The organism is Anaerorhabdus sp. (genome assembly GCF_036637135.1).
Taxonomy (GTDB): domain Bacteria; phylum Bacillota_I; class Bacilli_A; order Erysipelotrichales; family Erysipelotrichaceae; genus Anaerorhabdus.
Window position 1 is genome coordinate 1 of sequence record NZ_JAVWNC010000012.1, and the last position, 23,887, is coordinate 23,887.

21 protein-coding genes are annotated in these 23,887 nt (G+C 33.2%); 2 read left to right on the forward strand and 19 right to left on the reverse strand.

Features of this window, described 5'->3' with window-relative positions:
- Positions 1–95: 95 nt before the first annotated feature.
- From rbfA to RR643_RS03575, 10 genes are all read right to left on the reverse strand, one after another.
- On the reverse strand, positions 96–452 hold the full coding sequence (gene rbfA, locus RR643_RS03530) for a 30S ribosome-binding factor RbfA (RefSeq protein ID WP_332470032.1): 357 nt from the start codon (positions 450–452) through the stop codon (positions 96–98).
- Positions 452–2,284 carry a translation initiation factor IF-2 gene (gene infB / locus RR643_RS03535; RefSeq protein WP_332482346.1) on the reverse strand — a complete coding sequence of 611 codons (1,833 nt, stop codon included), beginning with the start codon at positions 2,282–2,284 and terminating at the stop codon, positions 452–454. The genes rbfA and infB overlap by 1 nt, the downstream gene beginning before the upstream one ends.
- Positions 2,285–2,293: 9 nt before the next feature.
- On the reverse strand, positions 2,294–2,590 hold the full coding sequence (locus RR643_RS03540) for a L7Ae/L30e/S12e/Gadd45 family ribosomal protein (RefSeq protein WP_332470030.1): 297 nt from the start codon (positions 2,588–2,590) through the stop codon (positions 2,294–2,296).
- Positions 2,583–2,840 carry an RNase P modulator RnpM gene (gene rnpM, locus RR643_RS03545; RefSeq protein WP_332470029.1) on the reverse strand — a complete coding sequence of 86 codons (258 nt, stop codon included), beginning with the start codon at positions 2,838–2,840 and terminating at the stop codon, positions 2,583–2,585. Before rnpM ends, RR643_RS03540 begins: the two co-directional genes overlap by 8 nt.
- A gap of 16 nt (positions 2,841–2,856) precedes the next feature.
- Positions 2,857–4,500 carry a transcription termination factor NusA gene (gene nusA / locus RR643_RS03550; RefSeq protein WP_442879419.1) on the reverse strand — a complete coding sequence of 548 codons (1,644 nt, stop codon included), beginning with the start codon at positions 4,498–4,500 and terminating at the stop codon, positions 2,857–2,859.
- A gap of 17 nt (positions 4,501–4,517) precedes the next feature.
- Complete coding sequence (gene rimP, locus RR643_RS03555) at positions 4,518–4,985, reverse strand: ribosome maturation factor RimP (protein ID WP_332470028.1); 468 nt, start codon at positions 4,983–4,985, stop codon at positions 4,518–4,520.
- 113 nt (positions 4,986–5,098) lie between these two features.
- Positions 5,099–9,451 carry a PolC-type DNA polymerase III gene (locus RR643_RS03560; protein ID WP_332482347.1) on the reverse strand — a complete coding sequence of 1,451 codons (4,353 nt, stop codon included), beginning with the start codon at positions 9,449–9,451 and terminating at the stop codon, positions 5,099–5,101.
- 127 nt (positions 9,452–9,578) lie between these two features.
- On the reverse strand, positions 9,579–10,955 hold the full coding sequence (locus RR643_RS03565) for a sensor domain-containing diguanylate cyclase (protein ID WP_332482348.1): 1,377 nt from the start codon (positions 10,953–10,955) through the stop codon (positions 9,579–9,581).
- 168 nt (positions 10,956–11,123) lie between these two features.
- On the reverse strand, positions 11,124–12,491 hold the full coding sequence (gene gltA, locus RR643_RS03570; RefSeq protein WP_332482349.1) for an NADPH-dependent glutamate synthase: 1,368 nt from the start codon (positions 12,489–12,491) through the stop codon (positions 11,124–11,126).
- A gap of 1 nt (position 12,492) precedes the next feature.
- Entirely contained in the window at positions 12,493–13,317 is an 825-nt protein-coding gene (locus tag RR643_RS03575) for a sulfide/dihydroorotate dehydrogenase-like FAD/NAD-binding protein (protein ID WP_332482350.1), read from the reverse strand.
- 170 nt (positions 13,318–13,487) lie between these two features.
- Here RR643_RS03575 and RR643_RS03580 point away from each other — a divergent pair, with 170 nt between their 5' ends.
- Entirely contained in the window at positions 13,488–14,051 is a 564-nt protein-coding gene (locus RR643_RS03580; RefSeq protein ID WP_332482351.1) for a hypothetical protein, read from the forward strand.
- 8 nt (positions 14,052–14,059) lie between these two features.
- Here the strand turns inward: RR643_RS03580 and RR643_RS03585 are convergent, their stop codons facing one another.
- The 9 genes from RR643_RS03585 to RR643_RS03625 form a co-directional block, all read right to left on the reverse strand.
- Positions 14,060–14,815, reverse strand: a complete 756-nt coding sequence (locus RR643_RS03585; RefSeq protein WP_332482352.1) for an ABC transporter permease — start codon at positions 14,813–14,815, stop codon at positions 14,060–14,062.
- On the reverse strand, positions 14,803–15,753 hold the full coding sequence (locus RR643_RS03590) for an ABC transporter ATP-binding protein (protein ID WP_332482353.1): 951 nt from the start codon (positions 15,751–15,753) through the stop codon (positions 14,803–14,805). Before RR643_RS03590 ends, RR643_RS03585 begins: the two co-directional genes overlap by 13 nt.
- Positions 15,743–16,195, reverse strand: a complete 453-nt coding sequence (locus RR643_RS03595; protein ID WP_332469174.1) for a GyrI-like domain-containing protein — start codon at positions 16,193–16,195, stop codon at positions 15,743–15,745. Before RR643_RS03595 ends, RR643_RS03590 begins: the two co-directional genes overlap by 11 nt.
- Before the next feature lie 105 nt (positions 16,196–16,300).
- Entirely contained in the window at positions 16,301–17,050 is a 750-nt protein-coding gene (locus RR643_RS03600; RefSeq protein WP_332482354.1) for an N-acetyltransferase, read from the reverse strand.
- Between the two features lie 27 nt (positions 17,051–17,077).
- Positions 17,078–17,674, reverse strand: a complete 597-nt coding sequence (locus tag RR643_RS03605) for a sugar O-acetyltransferase (protein WP_332482355.1) — start codon at positions 17,672–17,674, stop codon at positions 17,078–17,080.
- A gap of 98 nt (positions 17,675–17,772) precedes the next feature.
- Positions 17,773–18,723, reverse strand: a complete 951-nt coding sequence (locus RR643_RS03610) for a Dyp-type peroxidase (protein ID WP_332482356.1) — start codon at positions 18,721–18,723, stop codon at positions 17,773–17,775.
- 159 nt (positions 18,724–18,882) lie between these two features.
- Positions 18,883–19,878 (reverse strand): galactose/methyl galactoside ABC transporter permease MglC, encoded by a 996-nt coding sequence (locus RR643_RS03615; protein ID WP_332469170.1) that lies wholly within the window; start codon positions 19,876–19,878, stop codon positions 18,883–18,885.
- An 18-nt stretch (positions 19,879–19,896) separates the two neighbouring features.
- Positions 19,897–21,405 (reverse strand): sugar ABC transporter ATP-binding protein, encoded by a 1,509-nt coding sequence (locus RR643_RS03620; protein ID WP_332472392.1) that lies wholly within the window; start codon positions 21,403–21,405, stop codon positions 19,897–19,899.
- 91 nt (positions 21,406–21,496) lie between these two features.
- Positions 21,497–22,570: a galactose ABC transporter substrate-binding protein gene (locus tag RR643_RS03625; RefSeq protein WP_332472391.1), complete on the reverse strand. Its 1,074-nt coding sequence runs from the start codon at positions 22,568–22,570 to the stop codon at positions 21,497–21,499.
- A gap of 267 nt (positions 22,571–22,837) precedes the next feature.
- Here RR643_RS03625 and RR643_RS03630 point away from each other — a divergent pair, with 267 nt between their 5' ends.
- Positions 22,838–23,860: a LacI family DNA-binding transcriptional regulator gene (locus RR643_RS03630; protein WP_332469167.1), complete on the forward strand. Its 1,023-nt coding sequence runs from the start codon at positions 22,838–22,840 to the stop codon at positions 23,858–23,860.
- Positions 23,861–23,887 lie beyond the last annotated feature (27 nt).

Consider the following 23,887-nt stretch of genomic DNA (forward strand, 5'->3'; position numbering starts at 1 on the left):
CGATAATCATCGCTGCTCCTTGGTGGATGGATAGCCCATATTGTCTTGTTACTTTAATCGCAGAGAACTTTCATTAAAGATAAAGAAAAAGAGCTCTAATCTGAGCTCTTATCATCTTTCTTAATCTCTTGAAGAATTGCATCAATTTTACGACTCTTAATTAACGTTTCATCAAGTTTGAATATTAATTCAGGTACTTTGCGAATCGTTAGTTTTTTCGCTAGTTCTGAACGTATAAATCCTTTACCATGATTCAATGCTTTTAATCCAGCTTCATTTCTTTCTTGTTTACCAAGAAACGATACATAGATAGTAGCATATGAATAATCATTCGTAACTTGTACATCCGTGATTGTAACAAATCCAATATTTGGATCTTTTAAGTTGAATTGAATAATCTCAGAGACTTCTTTGAAGATTATTTGATTCAAACGATCTTGTTTAATACTCATTAGTCTTGCTTAACTTCTTGGTCTTGATATGCTTCTACAATATCTCCCTCTTTAAGATCATTAAAGTTTTCGATTGTAATACCACATTCGTATCCACTTGATACTTCTTTTGCATCATTTTGGAAACGTTTCAATGAACCAAGTACTCCTGTATAAACAACAATACCATCACGAATTAAACGAACACCACAGTCACGTACTAACTTACCGTCTGTTACCATACTACCTGCAATAGTTCCAACTTTTGATACCTTGAATGTTTGGCGAATAACTGCTTGTCCAATAACAACTTCTTCGAACACTGGTGCAAGCATACCCTTCATTGCAAGTTCCATTTCTTCTACTGCTTTATAAATAATGTTATGAAGACGGATTTGAACTCCTTCTTCTTCAGCTTTCTTTCTTACATTCGCATCTGGACGAACATTGAATCCATAGACAACTGCTTTTGATGCACTAGCGAGCATAATATCTGATTCAGAAATTGCACCTGCTTGTGAACGAATAACATTGACTTTGATTCCAGATACTTCAATTTTTTCAAGTGAAGCTTTTACTGCTTCCGCTGTTCCTTGTACATCAGATTTAACGATAACAGGAATTTCTTGAACATCTCCTGCTTCGATTTGAGCTGCTAAGTCATCAAGTGACATTGCACTCGTTGATTTACGTTCTTGTTCAATCTTAGCTTGAGAACGTCTATCAGCAACAGCACGAGCTCCTTTTTCTGTAGCGAATGCTTTAAACATATCACCAGCAACTGGAACATCATTTAACCCAATAATTTCTACTGGTGTTGATGGTGCTGCTTCTTTTAATTCACGGCCTCTATCATCAGTCATCTTACGAACACGTCCAAAACATGCACCAACTACGATAGGATCTCCTGCCTTTAAAGTACCATTTTGTACAAGAACAGTTGTAACTGGTCCTCTACCTTTATCAAGTTTAGCTTCAATTACTGTACCTGTTGCTAAACGTTTAGGATTTGCTTTAAAGTCTTTAACTTCTGAAACAACTAAAATTGTTTCTAGAATATCTTTAATACCATCTCCTGCTTTTGCACTACATTTAACGAAGATTGTATCCCCGCCCCATTCTTCTGGCATTAATCCTAAATCAGACATTTCATTCATTACTCTATCTGGATTAGCATCTGGTTTGTCCATTTTATTTACCGCAACAATAATAGGTACATCTGCAGCTTTTGCATGATCCACAGCTTCTCTTGTTTGTGGCATAACACCATCATCTGCAGCAACAACGATAATACATAAGTCTGTAACTTTAGCTCCACGAGCACGCATAGCAGTAAATGCTTCATGTCCTGGAGTATCAAGGAATGTTAATTTTTTATTGTGTACTACAACTTGATAAGCACCAATATGTTGTGTAATACCACCAAACTCACCTTCAACAACACGTGTTTTACGAATTGAATCTAGTAAAGTGGTTTTACCATGGTCAACGTGACCCATAATTGTGATGATTGGTGCTCTTTCTTCAAGAAGAGCTGGATCATCTGCTTCTGTATCTTCAAGACTATCTTCATCAACAATCTCTTCTTTTGTGCATTCAATACCAAATTCTAAACAAATCAACTGCACTGTTTCATCATCTAATGATGAGTTGATTGTTACCATTTTTGAAAGCATGAAAAGTAATTTAATAATCTCACTTGCCGATTTATTTACTTTTTGTGCTAATTCACCAACCGTAATTCCTTCAGTATATGTAATTTCTTTTACAACTACATCATTCTTAGGAATAAATGTTTTAGGCTGTTTGTTATTGTTATTTCTTCTTTTAGTTCTGTTTACTTGTCTTGCCATCATTCCACCTCATTTCAAACATTTCTGTATTGCTTTCGCAAAGCCTTCATCACAAATGGCTACAAAAGAAACTTCTGCTCTACCAATTGCATATGCAAGGTCAATGCTTCGCATAACTCTAACTACTTCTACATGATAAAATTCACATTTATCTAGTACTTTCTTTTGTGTATTCAATGAACAATCTTCAGCCAACAAGACCAATTTCGCATCTTTTTTTTGAATTGCTTTGATCGCAGAATCACCTATTACGGTTTTCCTTGCACGATTTGCAAGACCTAGGTAACCTGCAATTTTGTTATCCACGTACTACCTCCAAAATTTTATCATAGACATCATCTGGAATAGAGCATTCCAATGCTTTAGCAAGTGAACCTTTTTTCTTGGCTAATGCTACTGCATCTTCATCTTTCTTAAGATATGCTCCTCTTCCATTTAATTTTCCTGTGGTATCTACTTCTATTGTTCCTTCTGGTGTACGCACAATACGCAACAATTCTTTTTTAGGAAGTTGTTCTTGAGTCGCTACACATTTTCTCATTGGAATCTTTTTCATAACTCACCAATCGATATTAGTCTTCATCATAATATTCTTCAAATTCATCGTAATCAATTTCATTGCTGTAAGCTTCAAGTGCTTCTTTTTCCTCACGCAAACGAATTTCTTCCAATTCTTCTTCAGAATATACTGGTTTAATATCGTAATCTTTATCTTTCTTGATATCGATAGAACGTAACTTACGTTCTTCTTCATCTTTCTTTTTACGTTTCTTAAAGTCAGGTTTTTCTACCTTAGGTTTAGATGTTGATGTATCCGCAAGTTTTTCAAATACACTTACATAATCAGTTCTAACTTTAGGTTCTTTCTTAACTTTCTTCACTACTTCTTTGACAGGTTCTTCCTTCTTAGGTTCTACTGCCTTCACTTCTTGAACTGGTTCAGTTGTTTCTGTAACTGTTACTTCAACTTCTTGAGTTGGTTTAGTTTCAACAACTTCTTCAACTGTTGCTTCAACAGCTTGTTCTTCAAGTGCTTCAGCTTCTTCAATTGCTTCAATTTCTAATTCTTCTTCCATTTCTGCAATTGCTTTAGACGCTAATTCGCGTTTGAATTTCTCTTGTTCAACTTCATAGTTAAACATTAGTTTTTCAAAACCAACACCTTGTTCAACTAATTCTTCTTTAGTCTTAATATCAATCTTCATATTAGTAAGTTTAACTGCAAGTCTTGCATTCTTACCTTTTTTTCCAATTGCTAATGACAATTGACTGTTATCTACAATAACCATCAACGAACGTTTTTCATCTGTTGGAACAACAGCAACAACTTCAGCAGGAGCTAATGCATTTTTCACAAGCTCAGTTGTATTTTCACTCCATTCGAAGATATCAATTTTTTCACCATTCAACTCATCACTGATTTCTTGAACACGTTGTCCACGAGGACCAATACATGCACCACGAGGATCCACATCTGGGTTCTTAGAATAAACAGCCATCTTCGTTCTTTCACCAGCTTCTCTGGCAATACCACGAATTTCAACAACACCTTGATAAATTTCAGGAACTTCTTTTTCAAACAAACGTTTTACAAGCTTTGCATCAGCACGTGATACTAAGATTTGAGATCCTTTTGTATCTTTATTACATTCTGTAATAACAACACGAATCTTTTGTCCTTCTTGATAACGTTCACCTGGAATTTGAGCTCCCTTAGGCATCAATGCAATTGTCTTACCTAAGTTTACAAGAATAAATTTTTCTTCAACAGATTCAATAATACCAAGTACCATTTCATCTAATTGATCAATGTATTCATCATATACTGCTTGTTTTTCAGCTTCTCTAATCTTTTGTTTCATTACGTTTTTAGCTAATAAAGCTGCTGCACGTCCTAATTCATTAATTGATACTTCTTTATCAATGAATCCACCTAATTCAATTTCAGGATTAAGTTCTTTAGCATCTTCTAAAGATATTTCTAGTTCTTCATCCTCAACATCACTTACAACTAGGTATTGTTGGTACACTGTGATTTTGCCTGTTGAATCAGCAATATCCACACGCACCAAGATATCAGGGATATCAACATGTTTGCGATACGCTTTAGCTAAAGCTTCTTTTAATGCATCTTTAACTACTTCTTTTGAGATTTTGCGATCATCTTCAATCAGTTGCATCGCTTTTAATAAATCTTTAAAATTCATTTTCTTCATTTCTCCTTACTTGAATTTTATAGTTTAACCGCTAGGCGGCAGAATTCTATTTCATCTTGTTCAAAAGTTACTTGTCTGGTTAATGCCTTATCTCGATAATCCATAGTGATTTCACTACCTTCTACTTTTAACAAGTTACCAGTAATTTCCATCATCTTCTTTGCAGGATGTTTTAATCGCACATAAATGTATTGATGAACAAGGTTTGGTAGTTCGCTCAAATCACGAACTTCTCTTTCAGCACCAGGTGAACATACTTCAAGGAAATATTCATCCATCGTCGAAAATGTTTCATCCATAATTGCTGATAACTTTTCAGATACATTTGCGCACGTATCAATATCCATCGTTCCATCATTTTTCATGATAGCAATTTGCAAGATACGCATTTTTTTGTCATTTAGCCACTTTACGTCATACAATTTGACATCAAATGCACTAAGTTCTGGTAAAATTAGCTCTTTAATTTTATCAATTTGATCCATAATTTCTCCTTCAAACAACAATGAAGGAGTGGTTTTCACCACTCCTCAAGTTTCTTTACGTACTTATCATATCATTTTTGAACTAAATTGCAAGGAAATTACACGATTTCCCTTTAAAATAAGGACATTTGATTTTTATCTTGTAAACCATCTATTGCTCCAAGCACTTCAAGTTTACGAAGTAGTGTTGTCGATAACTGTGTTCTAGAGACTAAATCTTCTTTTGAAATAAACTCTCCTTTTTCACGTGCAACAACAATTGATTTCGCAACGTTTTCACCCAATCCATCAATTGTAGTAAATGGTGGAAGAATGGTTTTTACATCTCCTGGCTCAACAGTAAATTCTGTTGCAAGTGATTTATATAAATCAATCTTTCCTATTTTATATCCGCGGGCATAAAGTTCTAAACAAACCTCTAATATATTATAGATATCATTTTCTTTCTTTGTAACTAATTTTGCTGTTTCATAATCATTACGTCGATTTCGTATTTCTTCTAGTCTCGATTTAATTGCTGCAATACCTTTGGTCATCGTTTCAATTTCATAGGCATCACAACGTAATGAGAAATAAGAAATATAATACCAATGAGGATAATGTACTTTAAACCAAGCGATACGTACCGCCATAATAACATAAGCAACTGCATGGGCTTTGGGGAACATGTACTTAATCTTCTTACAACTATCAATATACCATTGCGGAACATCATGTTCTTCCATGGTTTTTACCCATTCATCCGTTAATCCTTTACCCTTACGAACACTTTCCATAATGGTAAACGCTACCTTTGGTTCTAATTTTTTATGTAGTAAATAAGTCATGATATCATCACGACACCCAATAACTTCTTGTAAAGTGATTCCTGATTCTACTAAGTCAGCTGCATTGTTTAACCAAACATCTGTCCCATGAGATAGTCCAGAAATAATAATTAAATCACTGAAGTTTTTTGGTTTAGTTGCTTCTAACATACCACGAACAAATGTTGTACCAAACTCAGGTAATCCCATGGCACCTGTTTTTTCACCAAATTCTCTAATATCTGCTTTTAAGGCATCAGCACTTGAAAATAGACTCATTGTTTCTGGATCATTCATCGGAATTGTTCTTGGATCAATACCCGATATGTTTTGAAGCAATCGCATAGCAGTTGGGTCAACATGTCCCAAAATATCAAATTTTAATACATTATCATGAATATCATGGAAATCAAAATGTGTAGTTTTCCATGTTGAGTTTGGATCATTTGCTGGGAATTGCACTGGACTAAAATCAGTTACTTCCATGTCATGTGGAATTACAATAATACCACCCGGATGTTGTCCAGTTGTTCGCTTAACACCTGTACACCCTATCGCAAGACGTTCCTTTTGAACCTTGCGCATGTTTTCGATACCCATTTCTTCACTATATCCAGTTACATAACCGAAAGCAGTTTTATCCGCAACTGTACCAATCGTACCTGCACGGAATACATGGTCTTCTCCAAATACTTCTTTAGTAAATAAGTGAGCTTTTTCTTGATATTCTCCAGAGAAGTTTAAGTCGATATCAGGAACTTTATCTCCTTCGAATCCAAGGAATGTTTCAAATGGTATATTTTGTCCATTTCCTCGCATGATTTCACCACAATGAGGACATGGTTTATCAGGTAAATCAAATCCACTTGCAACACTATCATCTTCAATAAATTCAGAGTATTGACACTTTGAACAAACATAATGTGGTGCCAATGGATTAACTTCTGTAATTCCACTCATTGTCGCTACAAAAGAAGATCCGACAGAACCCCTTGAACCAACAAGATAACCATCTTCATTACTACGTTTTACAAGCAAGTGAGAAATATAATAAATAACTCCATACCCGTTACCGATAATACTATTTAATTCACGTTCTAATCGTTTCTCTACTATTTCAGGCAATACTTCTCCATACATTTTATGAGCTGTATCAAAACATATTTCTCTTAATTTATCATCACTACCTTCAATGGTTGGAGTAAATAAACCACTTGGAACTGGTTGAGTTTTCTCAATCATATCAGCAATTTTATTTGTATTTTCAATCACAATTTCATGAACTAAGCTTGGATTATCTAACCATTCAAATGATTCAATCATTTCATTTGTAGTTCTAAAGTGTTGTTCAGGGTTTATTGTATTACGACGTATTTTCTCATTGTATATAAATAGTGGATGACGTACTCCACCAATGCCTTGAGTTTGAATGTAAATATCACGATAAATTTTTTCATCTGGTTCACAATAATGAACATCTCCACTAACTACAACCAGTTTCCTTAATTGCTTAGCTGTATCAATGATACGTTTAAGAATTGCTTTTAAACGATCCATATTAGGAACTGAATGCATTGCTAATAAATGGGAGTAATTAGCTAAAGGTTGAATCTCAATATAATCATAGAATGACATTGCCTTTTCTAAATCATCTTGTCCCTTATTGCTAGCACACTCAAAGACTTCTCCATTTAAACATGCAGATCCAATAAGTATATTTTCTCTTTTTTCATTTAGTATTTTTTTGAAGATACGCGGTTCAGCTAAAAATTCACTACCATTTGCTTTACTATTCGCATTCCCAAATACCGCTATAGTTTCCGTATTTGATATCGTTACCAATTGATAAATTGATTTAATTCCCGCTTGATTTTTAGCAAGAACAACAACATGACTATTTCTAACTTTCGCAAAGGATTGTGGACTTTGTAGTTCTTGTAATCCCGCAACAGTCGTAGCACCTAATTCTTTGGCTTGATGCATCATCGCAAGAAAAACATCAGCTAAAACATTTGCATCATAATCCGCTCTATGTGCAACCTCTTCATCATAGGATATACGATAAGCTCTAGCAATATTACCTAAACGATATGTTCTTCTTTCACTTAAAATAGCACGCGCAAAATCCAAAGTATCAATCACAGGATTTGTTAAAGGTTTTCTACCAATGCGTTTTAATTCTTCATTCATGAACCCAATATCAAAAGTTGCGTTATGTGCAACTAAAACACGATCTTGAATCCAATCTAATATTTCATCAATTGCTTCTTCGAATGTTTTTGCTCCACTCACCATCTCATCAGTAATACTTGTTTTTTCTTGAATAAACGGTGGTATTGATACAGGTGGCTTAATAAACAATTGTTTATGTTCAACAACAGTTTGATTTTTAATTAGTACACCACCAAATTCAATGACATGATCAAAGAACGATGATAATCCCGTAGTTTCCAAGTCAAAGCATATGTATTCACTTTGCAATAGATCAATATCTTTTGGATTTTTGACGATTTTTAGTTCTGGTTCAACTAGATTCATTTCAACCCCATAAATCATTTTGAACTTCGCATCCGGATTTTTCTTAAGTATCTTGGATACAGCTGCTTGGGCTTTAGGAAAAGCTTGTACCGCCATATGATCAGTAATAGCAATAGCTGAATGGCCCCATTTATATGCTTGATTAACATACTCTGCAATCTCACAAACTCCATCCATTTCAGACATAATAGTATGTGTATGCAATTCAACACGTTTTTCTGTTGAAGTATCTTTTCTCGATTCTTTTTCTATTTTCTCAATATCATTTGATTTACACACAAGTTCTTTTTCATATGAATCATAAATAATTGAACCGTGAACTCGTACTGTATCCCATTCATTAATTTCTTTCATCTTTTCAAGTGGTAATCGATTATTCTCAAATCGCTTTATTACGATTGCGTCAGTTTCATCACTCAAATAAATTGTTTGAATGGTATTACCTGTTCTTGTTGTTTGATAAACAACTTTAAAAACAGTTGCATCAAATTGAATGTTGTCACATTCATTAACAGCATCTTTTAATTTGATTGTGATGTAATTTTCTTTTTTCACTCGCTTTGTAGAATACTTTGGTTGATCATTTCTTTTTTGCATATCCATTGTAGGTGATGCATTGCTTAATGGCACTACTACATCATCAACCTTAGCATCCAGTTCCTTTGAAGCTAAAGTAATCATTTCTTCCTTAAATCCAACTGTATTCAAAAAGTTAACTAAGTTAGTTTCAAATTGCATTGCTTTTTCTACATCCTCTTGAGTCGCAAATAGAATTTTAATTCCATCATCAGTGTAGGAAGGCATTCCTTCTTTAAAAATATTAAAACTTGTTTGAAACGTTGAAAAATGCCAAACATATTTTTGTAACTCCTGTATGTTTTGTTCATACGTTGTTACATCAACATGAATGGTACAGTGCTTGCACATTGAAGCACAAAAATATTGATTTAAAGCTCTATATAAATCAAAAGGTAAAATATGTCCAAGTTGAATTGTTATATACAAGTGTTCAGTTTTTCGATAAAACTTCGCACTTAAAACCGTAGCTTCATCAAAATAGGATTTTAGCTTTGGATTTATATCAATATTATGGATTAAATCGCATAATTGTATTTGTTTCATGTTAACACTCCTAACGTGTAATATCATACCATTTTTTAAATATTTTTATAACCCATAGAAGCATATTTTAATAAGCAAATTAAAACCTAGTTTGTCTAAATAAATTAGATTAGCTAGGTTATAGAATTTACTTAATATCTCTACCAAAACAATATTGTGCTCCACCTGCACGCTTCGCCTCATACATGGCTTGATCAGCTTTTGCAAGTAGTCTTTCTGCTGTGACACCATCTTCTGGGTAACAAGCAACACCAACACTTACATTGCATTTTGCTTCATGTCCTTTTAATATCCATGGCGAATCAAATCTCTCATGTATTTTATCAATTAATTGTTTCAAGCGTTCTTCTCCAATATCACCATTGAGAACAGCAATGAATTCATCACCACCATTACGGTAAATTGCATCTTTAAGATAATCTAAACTGTTAAAAAATTGCCCAAGACAAATTAAGAATTCATCACCAATATCATGTCCAAAAGTATCATTGATTTTTTTAAATCCATCAATATCAAAGAAAAGGATATACCCTTTATCTGCTTTACTAACATGATTTATTCGACGTTCACATTCTTCAACTAACATTCTACGATTTGGTAAACCAGTAAGCGAATCATAATTTGCAAGATATTTAATTAGAGCTTCATTTTTCTTGTTGTCTGTGATATCTGCGCTACTAACAACATGAGCTAAACGTCCATCAATCCAACGAAATGCAGCACTAAACACACGGAACCATGATCCATCTAATTCTCTTTGATAGTCCCACGTATAAACTTTAGTTGGCTCACCATTCTCATCGATGATCCGTTTTTGAGGACAAAATTCGCATTCTCCTTTAAGACTTGGAAATAAAACTTCCCAACACTTTTTATTCATGAATTTTTCTTTACCACCATATGGTCTCGCCATTGATTCATTAACATATAAAATTTCATGAGTATAGAAGTCGTTTACATAAATATCAATTCCTGTATTATCTAACACATTTTCCAAAGCTTTTCGTGCTGCGAATAATTGTGTTTTATACATACGAGGCATAATGTACTTCAGTAACAGACATCCAGCTAACTTAAGTAATTTCATATCATTATCAGAAAATGTAGGATTAGATATCGAGAAAATGACAATGCTATATATTTGATTCTGATTAAAATGAGGAAATAAATATAAAGTGGTTGTATTAAAAATATTTAATAACTCTTCTATTTTAGGATGATCTACCGATTTATCAATAATATAAAATTCAGCTGTTTCTTGAACACCAAAAAAATATCGAAATTTCTCATAGGACAATTGTTCATAACTTTCTCTACACTCATTAGGAACAGATTCTTTTAACTCTAAATCACCCGAAAGATTAGTTTCATATATTAGAGCTTTATCCAATAGAAACCGACTCTTAACCGCATTTAAAGCAAGGGTTATATTCTCGGTTTTTGATTCTTGATCCATCAACAATTCACAAAGATTAATTATTAAGTTTTGATTTGTCTCGCTCATACGCTTTTTCCCCTTTGAACCAATAATAATTATAGTAATTTGGGCTCAATTCATCTACAAATTGAATAGTTGAGTATAAATGATCGAAATGATTCAATATTATTTATACCTATATTACTTATATTATACAACGGCAAATAGAAAAAAAGAACATGATATTTCATGTTCTTAGCCTAATAATTCTTTACAAATGCTTTCAGCAGCTTTTTTCCCTGCTCCCATCGCTAAAATAACAGTCGCTGCACCACTTACTGCATCTCCACCGGCATAAACAGATTGCACAGAAGTCATTTGATTCTCATTAACTACAAAGCAACCTCTACGATTAACTTCAAGTGATGATTCTGCATTTTTAAGCAATGGATTACTTGATGTCCCAATTGCCATAATGACATAGTCACAATCAATCGCAAAGTCACTACCTTCTACTACAGTAACCCCACGTCTTCCTTTTTCATCAGGCTCTCCTAATTCCATAGATACACATGTCATACCCGTCACATGACCTGCATCATCTTTAATGATTGCGGTAGGATTTGTAAGTAATTTGAAATCAATACCTTCTTCCATTGCATGTTCAATTTCTTCATGTCTTGCAGGCATTTCTTCCAAACTTCTACGATAAACCAAGGTAACTTTATCACCAAGTCTTCTTGCGCATCGAGCAGCATCCATCGCAACATTTCCACCACCTACAACGATTGTATGTTGAGGTTTAGCAATCGGTGTATCATAACGATCATCATAAGCCTTCATTAAATTACAACGTGTTAAATATTCATTTGCACTTACAACACCCACAGCATTTTCATTTGGTATGTTCATAAAATTTGGTAATCCTGCTCCGGTACCAATAAATAACGCCTTATAACCTTCCTCCCACAAATCTTCAAATGTAATTGTTCTGCCAACGATCATATTCGTTTCAATTTTAACATTGTAGTCTTTTAACGTTTCAATTTCATGTTGAACAATCGCTTTTGGTAATCTAAACTCAGGAATACCATATGATAATACTCCACCTGTTTGGTGTAAGGCTTCAAATATTGTTACATCAAATCCAGCTTTGGCACAATCATTTGCGCAAGATAACCCTGCTGGGCCACTTCCGATAATACCAACTTTGATACCGTTGGATTCAATTGTATCTTGTTTTGTTTTACCATGTTCAGCAACATAACGTTCAAGACGACCAATCGCAACTGCCTCACCCTTAATACCACGTACACATTTTGATTCACATTGACTCTCTTGTGGACAAACACGGCCACAAATACTTGGAAAATTATTAGTTATTTTGATTTCTCTCAATGCCTCATCTACATTATCATTTACTAAATATTGAATAAACTCAGGAATATGCACACCCACAGGGCAACCTTCCATACAAGGTTTATGTTTACAATTTAAGCAGCGTTGTGCTTCATTAATTGCCATATCATGTGTATATCCTAATGCTACTTCTTCAAAGTTTTTACTACGAACAGTTGGGTCTTGAAAAGGCATTGGTGTTTTTTCATTTTGCATATTTGCCATATTACATACCCTCCTTACTTAAGCGACATTGATGTCCCTCTTCGTCTTTATACATTTTGTTTCTTTCAACAAGATTATTAAAATCCACTAGATGTCCATCAAAATCCGGTCCATCAACGCATGCAAATTTTGTCTTACCATCAACCGTAACCCTACATCCGCCACACATTCCTGTTCCATCAATCATAATTGGATTTAAACTTACAATCGTTTTAATTCCATAAGGACGAGTACACTCGCAAATCGCTCTCATCATTGGAATTGGACCAATTGCAATGACTAAATCATATGGATTATCAATCATCATTTGATTTAGTGCATCTGTAACAAAACCTTTATTCCCGTTTGAACCATCATCTGTCATAATCTTACATTGATTAGCTATAGCCTTCATTTCTTCTTCAAGAATAATCATATCTGTATTTCTAAATCCAGCTATCATATCCACGTGAACACCTTGATTGAATAAGTATTTAGCACTAGGATAAGCAATTGCACTACCTACGCCTCCGCCTACAACACATACATGCTTTGCTTCTTCAAATTCTGTTGGTTTTCCTAATGGTCCTACAATATCTTGAATTGAATCACCTTCATTTAGTTTACTTAACTTAATTGTACTTGATCCGATTGCCTGTACAATAATTGTAATAGTCCCTTTATCTGTATTGTAATCAGCAATAGTTAAAGGAACTCTTTCTCCAAATTCATCCACTCTTAATATAATGAATTGACCTGGTTCTACTTTTTTACTAACTGCATTTGCTTCAATTTCATATAAGTAAACATCTGGGTTTAATTTCTTCTTCGTAACTATTTTATACATATTAGGCACCTCGCATTTCAATATTATACAATAAATGACTATTCTATCCAAGTATCATTGTCATTTTCTATAATACATGTCATCACATTGAGAATAACATCACAAGTGGAGTGAGATAGACCCTTTTTATATATGAATATTCAGTATTTCATGATAAAATAAACGAGGTGATGAAATTGAAAATATTATGCGAAAAATGCAGCAAGGATTTAAGCAAATCCATTGCAGAAACATTCGAGACCTATCAAGTAGGTAAAGTTAAATGTAAAACTTGTTCCAAACGTAATACTCGATATATAAGTGAAAGTGATTTACTTATTTATTTTGCAAGTAGTTGTATTCTTTATACCCTAGCAGTTATTGCTATCTACTTCTTGTTTAATATGATGAGTACTGTATCTCCTTTCGTTATTTACGGTGTCATCTTTGTTTTATTTATCGGTATGTACTTTCTTACCAAAAATATTTGTTACTACATTTATGAGAAAGCTCCTTTTAAATCAGCATGGAAAGATTTTGAATTCAAAGAAGATGTCGAAGGAATTAAGAAAAGGCTTAAATGGCAATTCATTATGTTTTTGCTAGTAGCGTTAATGTTTGGTTCTCAACCCAATTTAATAAACTATGCCTTCTTATTACTAATAACCTTTACAATATTAATTGTAATAAAAGTGTATCTAAGTATCCGAAATGAAAGAAATACTTTTGAATCAAGAAAAAAAATATCTCAATAGATATTTTTTTATTTGTTCATTTCTTTGTTTAGACTTAATTTTGAAATAACAAATCCAACTATACACAAAATAATAAACAGTATCATGACATAAATAATATTTTGTATTTGAATTTCTTGATGAAGTAATAGCATTCGAACTAGTTGTATACAGTGAGTAAATGGATTAATGCGAATGATGATACCTAGTATTCCATCGATTTGATCTATTGGAAATAATGAGGAACTTAGAAAAAATAGTGGTAATACAAGTGCATTCATCATTGTTTCATATACCATTTCATTTGGTAACCATAAACTAATTGAATAAGCAAGTGTTGACATGAAGAAACTTGATAAAAATAAAATCATCATTATTGTTGAAAATTCAAACAAATTTAATGAAATATCTACACCAAACAAGCAACTCATTAATGTGAGTATTCCTACTTCAAGAAATGCACATAATGTAGATTCTAGGATTTGAGCAAGCACGATGGATTCACGTTTAATAGGTGCAATTAACATACGCTTAAAACTACCATCTTGCTTCATAAAATAATTCATAATTCCACTACTACTAGAAGATCCAAAACAAACCAAAAACATCAATCCAGGCAAAATGTAAGTTGTATAGTTTATCGATACTACTGATTGCATCACATTTTGTCCTACTGTACTGTAAAGCACTAACCATAGTAAAGGTTGTAGCAAAGTGAATACAATAGTGAGACGATGATGATATCGCCATTTAACATTCCGTTTTAACAGTGTTATAACTTCCACTTCAAACCTCCTTGCATTACTTGAATAAATATATCTTCTAAGGAAGGTTCTATAAATCCCATGGAATATAAGTCTACATTGTTTTTTATTAAATATTTCATCAGCGAATGGAATCGTTCTTTTTGATTTTTAATCATTATTTTTTTATCTCTGATGGTGATTTCTATATTACCAAACTCTTGTTTTAGTCTATTTACAATATCACTTACATTAGCTTGATTTAACTTAATTTCAATAACACTTGTATTCAATAGTTCTTTTAGTTCTTCATAACTACCTTGTATTACTTCTTTTCCTTTATTCATAATACACACTGTATCACTCAATGATTCTGCTTCATGCAAATAATGCGTAGTTAAGAATATTGTTGTACCTAGATCTTTTTTTATTTTCTTAACCATGTCCCATAATGCATTTCTTGAATGTACATCCATTCCTACAGTTGGTTCATCTAAGAATAAAATTTTAGGATTCGACATTAAAGTCATTGCGATATCCAGTTTTCTTTTAACTCCTCCAGAAAATGTTTGTACAGGTCGGTTACAATATGAATTCAAATCAAACATATCGACTAACATCTTCATTCTTTTTATAGCTTCATCTTTTGGCATATGGTACAAATCACTTTGTAATAACATATTTTCTTCTAATGAAAGAAACATGTCCATTGAAGTATATTGAAAAACACAGGCTATTTGTTTTCTTATTGAATTTACATCTCGTTTTATATCACAATCAAATATTTCAATATCACCACTTGTTTTATCCATTAATGTGGTTAGTATTTTTATGATTGTCGATTTACCAGCTCCATTTTCTCCAAGTAAAGTAAAAACCTCTCCTTCTTTTACTTCAAGATTAAAATCACAAAGAGCTTGAACGCCATTATTATATGTTTTAGAAACATGATTAACTTTGATCGCAAGATTACTCTTCATTTTTCAAAATGAAATGTATCTCGGTTACATATTTATTTGGATTACCAATCATCAACATGCCTGGACCTTTAATGTAAACTTCTTTCGCAATACCTGTAACTGGAATTTGATGCTCGTCTACATAATCCATTAAAATTTGATAAGCTTGTGAAAGTTTTGTATATGGTCCAATCCAAGTTGTACTTAGCACTTTTTCATGCGGAAGTATTTTTACTTCAACACCTGATTGATTTGGTGTTTCTTCAGTTGGTACACATATCTCCATTTCAACTTCCTTCTTATTTGGATCATTTGTAAGGTAGTAGAATATAGGTGCACCACTTGATTTTCCTTTAATTGATTTAAATATTTTCGGTAAACATGATGTTGCTTTTTGTGGTAATCCAACATACCTCATGTAGGCTACCCTTGTTGATTCAATTTCTTTTATTTCAATTTCCATTCTTTTATCCTCCTGGTAAAAGAATACATCGCATCAATTTTTAATTCCTCTTAAATTGCGTATTATATTAAGAGAAAAGTTAGACTACATATTGTAATCTAACTTTTATTTAGCGATTATTTTATCAAGCATGTTTAACTCCAAAAGATTTACTGTTTCAAACTTACCTTGGTAAAAAACGGCATAATTATTGAATACGCATGGAATATCTTTAGCTTGTTTTAATGATTGAATATGATGCAAAGTTATGGGGATATGATTACATTCACAATGCGTTTTAACATTCATTATTTTTTGTTCAATAAATGGACATTGATCATCATAATAGATTGTAAGTTCTTGATTATTAATTCTTTCTAATTTTGCATTTTTAGTAAATGTTGGTTTTGTTCCATCGAATGATAGCGCAAGTAATTCGTAACCAGAGGGAGTTGAATCTACAATATCAAAACCAAATGATTTAACAAAATTTTGATTCGTTAACCAATGTTTTTGTTTCTTTGCACCCAATAAGCATATTCCTGATTTCTTTTTCTCTTTTGCATCTTGAATGCAATATTCAAGTAGTGCTTTCCCATAACCCTTACCTTTGAATTCACCATCCACCCAAAGACAATATAAATACAGATAATTATCACCAAGTATCGGTACCCACGCACTCTCAACAGGTGCATATTCAATGAATACAGTGCCTTTTACATCTAGTTTTCTAAAAACATGACCTTCTTTTAATCTGTTTTTTAACCATTCTCGTTTAGCCTCAACACCAGGATGGGCTACACGACTTCGAATGATACAACATAAATGCTCTTGGTCAATGTTTGTTTCATTAAGATTTATAAATTGATTATCCATATTTATCCCTCACTATTGTTTGTTATTTCATCCATGAAATAGTTGTCCATGATCAATACGATCTGCGTCTGTTACTTCTCTTATTACTTTACAAGGTACGCCTGCCGCAATAACACCTGAAGGTATGTCCTGTTTTACAACACTACCAGCACCTACAATGCTACCATCTCCTATTGTAACTCCACCACATAAGGTTGCATTTGCACCAATCCAAACATTATCTTCAATGGTAATTGGACTTGATGTTCCAATACCTTCTAACCGTTGCTCAGTATGTATAGCATGTCCTGCACACGCGATACAAACCCCAGGTCCTATAAATACACCTTGACCAATTATCACTGGTGACGTGTCTAATATCACGCAATTATGGTTGATGAATACAAATCCTTTCATATGAATATTGAATCCATAATCACAAAAGAACATTGGTTCAATATATGCACTTGGATTATATGTACCAAGTAGTTCATCTAATATCATCGCTCTTTCTTCATGACTACTTGGACTTGTCTGATTGTATTTCCAACATAATGTTTTCGCAATCGTTTGAAGTTCACTTGGATTATCGCTATAACTAGAACAATATGGTTTATTCTGTTTCATTACATCTATCATTTTCATTCACAATACCTACCATTTTTATTTACTCATTATAGCATGTATCATTAATTCATTATAAGAGAAAAAACATGACAAGGAGCGTCATGTTTAAATATTTATTATTTTATTTCATCATTTGCAATCATATCCAATTGTTCATAACTTGGTACAAAGAACAAATTACCCGTAATTGGATTAAAGTAATCTAAGATACTATCATGAGTATCTTTTTCTTTACCTTCAAACATATGTTGTAGCATTTGAAGTGTAGTTGAAAAATCCTTAGAGTACCCTAAGAAATAACTTCCAAAGAGATTCTTAGATGCTTCTGCAAACGCAATGTTTGCACGCATGATTTTAATTTCCTCACCCATTTTATCATGAGCTTTTGATATTTCAGTATGCGCATTACTCGGTTTAACATCATCTGCTAATTCTAAATCATTTTCTTTTGTACGTCCTACAACAAGTTCTTGTTTCTCAACTGTTAATGAATCCCACAAATCCAAATCGAATATATACTTTTGTGCAAGTACATATGTACCACCTATATATGGGTCATTCTCATCATCTATATAAACAACATCTTGTACCTCTTCCATATCTGGATTTTCTGTTCCATCTACAAATCCAAAAATAGCGCGTCCATCACGAAACCTAAAACCATGTGTTTCATCAACTGATTCAATAACATCTTTTAATAATTTATGAATGATCAACATCATTTCATAACACACATCCATTTTTTCAGCACGAATATGAAAAAATAAATCACCCTCTGTACTTACCGCTTTCTTCGTTTGTCCATTAATTTCATTAAATCTTTCTAATTCTTTGGGCCTTTTCGTATTTGGAAAAAGTCTTTGCCAAGCTTCAGCTCCTATTCCCATTGCGAATTTAAAATTGTCATAGGGAAAACGAATCTTCATACTATTCATTGTTGGATGAAGTCGTTCACAAAAACCCTTAAATGCTTCTAATACTACTTCCGTATCTACATCTTTTCTAAAATTTACAGTACATAAAATCGTACTTTGTGCCTGTTCAGGTATAACATCTTGATATTTCATATAGAATCCTCCATTAAATTAATTATTTACCCATTTGCAAATAATTTCAATTGAGGTGCCTAGTTTTTTTCAATTTAGGACTAATAGAATTGCATTAACAATCATAGAACAATAATAAAAGATACCACATAAAGTGGCATCTTCATTACAAACATTAAATTATTTCTTAGCAGTATACTTACGAATATCAAGTGCAACTGCAACGATAATAACTAGACCTTGAGCAATAAATTGGTATGAAGTATCAACACCTAAGAATTGTAATGATGTCTTCATTAATTCAAATACGAGTACCCCCAATAAGATACCTTGAACCTTACCGATACCTCCGGTAGTAGATACACCACCAATAGTACAAGCTGCGATTGCTTCTAGTTCATAACCTAATCCTAAGTTAACTGAAGCTCCTCCTGATTTAGCAGCTAATAAGAAACCTGCGAAACCATACATAACACCAGCTAATGTATAAATACGAATCTTTGTAGCAGTTGTATTAACACCTGATACTTCAGCTGCATTTTCATTACCACCGATTGCGTACATGTATTTACCATGACGAGTTTTATTGTAAAGGAACCAGAATACAACTCCCATAACGATAGCGATAATTAATAACCACTTTAGTTTAAAGGCTCCAATATCGAATAAACTACCAGAAGCGATTGAAGTATAATCTTTTCTAAGACCACCAACTGGGTCAGCTCCTGAATAAACTAAGTTGATTCCATAAACTATTGTTTGCATACCTAATGTAGCTAGGAATGGTGGAACATTTAAGTAAGAAACTACTAATCCATTAATTAACCCAAATAAACCAGTAGCGAATACAACAATTGCGAATACAAAGAAGATATTTAATTGTGGTAAATTTTCGAAAAACTTAGCTGTATAATCAGCACGTTGTAATAACGTACAAGCTAATACCCCTCCAAGACCTACTAAACGTCCAGCAGATAAGTCAGTACCTTTAGTAATCAAACATCCACTTACTCCAAGTGCGATAATAAAACGAGGAGCAGTATTTGATGCGATATTATTGAAGTTATCCCATGAGAAGAACCCTTTTTGAGTGAACCCAACGAAGAGTACTAAAGCAAATAACAAAATTACAATCGCATTATTACTTAAATAATTTTTTATTTTTTTTGCGTCCATATATTTTCCTCTATTTCCTTACATATATTTCGTTGCAAGAGACATTACTTTTTCTTGCGTTGCTTCAGCACCATCTAATATACCAGTAACTCTACCTTCACACATAACCATGACACGATCACTCATACCTAATAATTCAGGCATTTCTGATGAAATCATGATGATTGATTTACCTTGTTTAGCTAGTTCAGCAATAATTGTATAAATTTCGTACTTAGCACCAACGTCAATACCACGTGTTGGTTCATCTAGAATTAGAATATCTGGATCATTTGCAAGCCAACGACCAATGATAACTTTTTGTTGGTTCCCCCCTGATAATGATTGAATTTGTGTTTTAGTAGATGGAGTTTTAATACTCATCTTACGTATATTTTCATTTACCAATACATCTAGTTTACGATTATTTAATACAAATCCCAAATCAAGATATTTATCAAGTGAAGCAATACCTACGTTATCTGATATTGATAATACACCAAAGATACCAGTAGCACGACGATCTTCTGTAAGCAATGCAATACCTTTTTTAATTGCATCGCGAGGTCTCTTAATTTTTAGTGGTTCACCTTTATAAGTAATTGAACCATTCATTGTATGACGAACACCAAATATAGCTTCCATCAACTCTGTACGTTGAGCTCCAACTAATCCACCAATACCAAGAATTTCTCCTCTTTTTAACTCAAAGGATACATCCTTAAATGATTTCGGACTAATTGATGTATAATTTTCAACTTTAAGAACTACTTCCCCTGGTATATTTTCACGAGGTGGAAATCTGTTAGTAAGTTCACGTCCAACCATTCTTTTAATAATAAGATCCGTAGTTAATTCTTTTGAAGGCCATGTACCAACATACGTTCCATCACGCATGATTGTAACTTCATCCGAAATCTTTAAGATTTCTTCCATTTTATGAGAAATATAAATAATCGATACACCATTCGATCTTAAACGATTAATGATATCGAATAATCCTTCTACCTCATTTTCAGTTAATGAAGATGTAGGTTCATCCATGATAACAACTTTAGCATTAACTGAAACTGCTTTAGCAATTTCAACTGATTGCATATTTGAAACTGACAATTCAGAAAGTTTCATCTTAGGATTAAAGTTCATATTTACTTCTTTTAATAGTGCTTCTGTATCAGCATACATTTTCGCATGATCGACAATTTTAATTGGTCCAAAGTTTTTAGTTGGAAAACGACCACAGAAAATATTCTCTGCAATACTTCGATCAAGGATAGGTTGTTGTTCTTGTTGCACCATCGCAATACCACGTCCTAAAGCTTCATGTGTATTCTTAATATCTACTTTTTCACCATTGAAATATACTTCTCCACTATCTTTATTATAGATACCGAATAAGCATTTCATTAATGTTGATTTCCCAGCTCCATTTTCACCCATCAATGCGTGAACTGTTCCTGGTCTAATATTTAGAGATACATTATCTAAAGCTTTAACACCTGGGAAGCTTTTACTTATATTTTTCATTTCTAAAATATAATCACTCATATATATTCCTCCCTAGTAGGTTATTTCTTGAAAAATTACGTGTGCGCAAAGGCACACGTAATTTAAATTTAATACTCTGTTAATTATCTAATTATTTGAATTCAGCAGCATTTTCAGGAGTAACTTTAACATAGTCTACCCAGTAGTATGAGTCAAGTTCTTCACCTTTAGTAGCTTTAATAGCAGCGTCAACAGCTGAGTGAGATTGTCCGATATGGTCATTTAATACTGTACCAGTCATTCCACCTGTTGATACAAGTTCAACAGCTTCAGCAAGAGCATCAACACCTACTAAGTAAATGTCTTCTCCAACTTTACGTCCAGCAGCTTCGATAGCTTGAGCAGCACCTAAAGCCATAGCATCATTGTTACAGAATACAACTTCAACTTTGTCGCCGTATTTTGTTAAAGCATTAGCAACGATTTCTTGACCTTTTGCTTGGTCCCAGTCACCACGTTGTTCATCAAGTTTTTCAACTTTTAAACCAGAAGCAGTTTGGAATTCTTCGATAGAGAATTGAGTACGGTATTGAGCATCAACGTTTTCAGGATCTCCAACAACCATTACATATTGAAGAACGCCGTCGCCATTAAGGTCGCCTTTGTTTTCAAGATCAGCAATTAATTGTCCTTGGAATTTTCCTGATTGACGAGCATCAGCTCCAACGTATGTGTACATTGTTGCATATGGATCAGCAGCTGTTCCATCAGCATTTTCATACATTGTCATATCTTCAGCACTTGGTTCGCGGTTGATAAAGATACAAGGTTTGTTAGCTTCTTTACATTTTTCGATAACTGTTGCTGCAGATGTAGATTGTACTAAGTTAATGATAAGTACATCGAAATCTTGAGTAATGAAGTTGTCGATTTGGTTAGTTTGTTCAGCTTGGTCACCTTTTCCATCTTGGATAGTAACTTCATACTTAACATCACTAGTTTTGTTTAATTCATCTACATAATTTTGAATTTCGTTACGGTAAAGAGTCATGAAGTTGTCATCAAATTTGTAAATTGATACACCAATCTTTACAGTTTCTCCTGTAGCAGCAGCGTCTCCGCCTTCAGCAGGTGTTGCGCTTGGAGTTGCTGGTGTGCTAGAACATCCTACTAAACCTAGTAGCATAGCTCCAGCAGCTAATAAAGCTAATAATTTCTTTTTCATTTTTTCCTCCCGTATACTTTAGTTATTGTATACGCTTACATGATAAATCATTTCAAAGCGCATAGTCAACACACATTCATTTTTTTTGTGTGAACAATGTGATGTTTAGTAAAACTAAGTGGTTATATTTGGTTATATTTTTCAAAAGTCACCATTTTGTGCATACATAGAGCAATTCAGTAAAATCAAAATACCATCGCTTTTACTAAACGATTTGACTTTTGTTTTTATTTGATATAAATTGTCTACATCAGGGAGGTTTTCATAATGGTTACAATTCGGGACGTCGCAAAAGCCGCAAACGTGTCTATATCTACAGTTTCAAGAGTTCTCAATTACGACCCTTCTCTTAATGTACCTGAGGATACAAAGAAAAGAGTTTTCGAAACAGTCGAAAAAATGGGCTATTGCAAAAAAGAAATTAAGATGAAAAACAATTATTCACGAAACCGTGTTGGTATTGTTCAGTGGTATACAAATGAAAAAGAACTAAATGATCCTTTTTACCATTCAATTCGTGTAGGTGTTGAATCAACTTTACATAATAACAACATCGAAATTATTCGTTCGTTTAAGGATGATGATGATTATTTCACTAAATTAGAAGGTCTTGATGGATTAATTTGTATTGGTAAGTTCAGTAAAACAGAAATTGCTGAGTTCCGCAAAATCACTGATAAAATTATCTTCATTGATATGTTTATGGAAAAAATCTATGTCAATACGATTATCATGGATGTTCAAAATGCTCTAAAAGATGCCATTGAATATTTAATTTCTTTGGGTCATCGTCGTATAGGTTTCTTGGGTGGTATTGAATTTACTACCGATGGTTTAAAATACAAAGATCAAAGAAAAATTTTCTTCGAACGTTATTGTTCAACATATAATATTGAATATTTAAAATATGTACGTGAAGAACAGTTCACATCACAGTCTGGATATGAAATGATGAAATCAATTTTATCCTTACCGAAATTACCAACTGCTGTTTTTTGTGCAAATGACCCCATTGCATTTGGTGCATTAAGTGCAATAAGTGAAGCTGGACTAAGTGTGCCTGATGATATTTCAATTATTGGGTTCAATAATGATCCAACATCGGCTTATGCAAATCCCCCACTCACCACGATCAATGTTCCATCAGAAAAAATGGGAGAATTCAGCGCACAATTCTTATCCATGTTTCTAAAACAAAAGAAGATTTACCCCATGATGTCCATGGTTCCATGTGAACTTATCATAAGACAATCATGTAGTCGACCTAAATCATCGACAAGTTGGATTTAAAAGGACATTTCACAATTCGTGAAATGT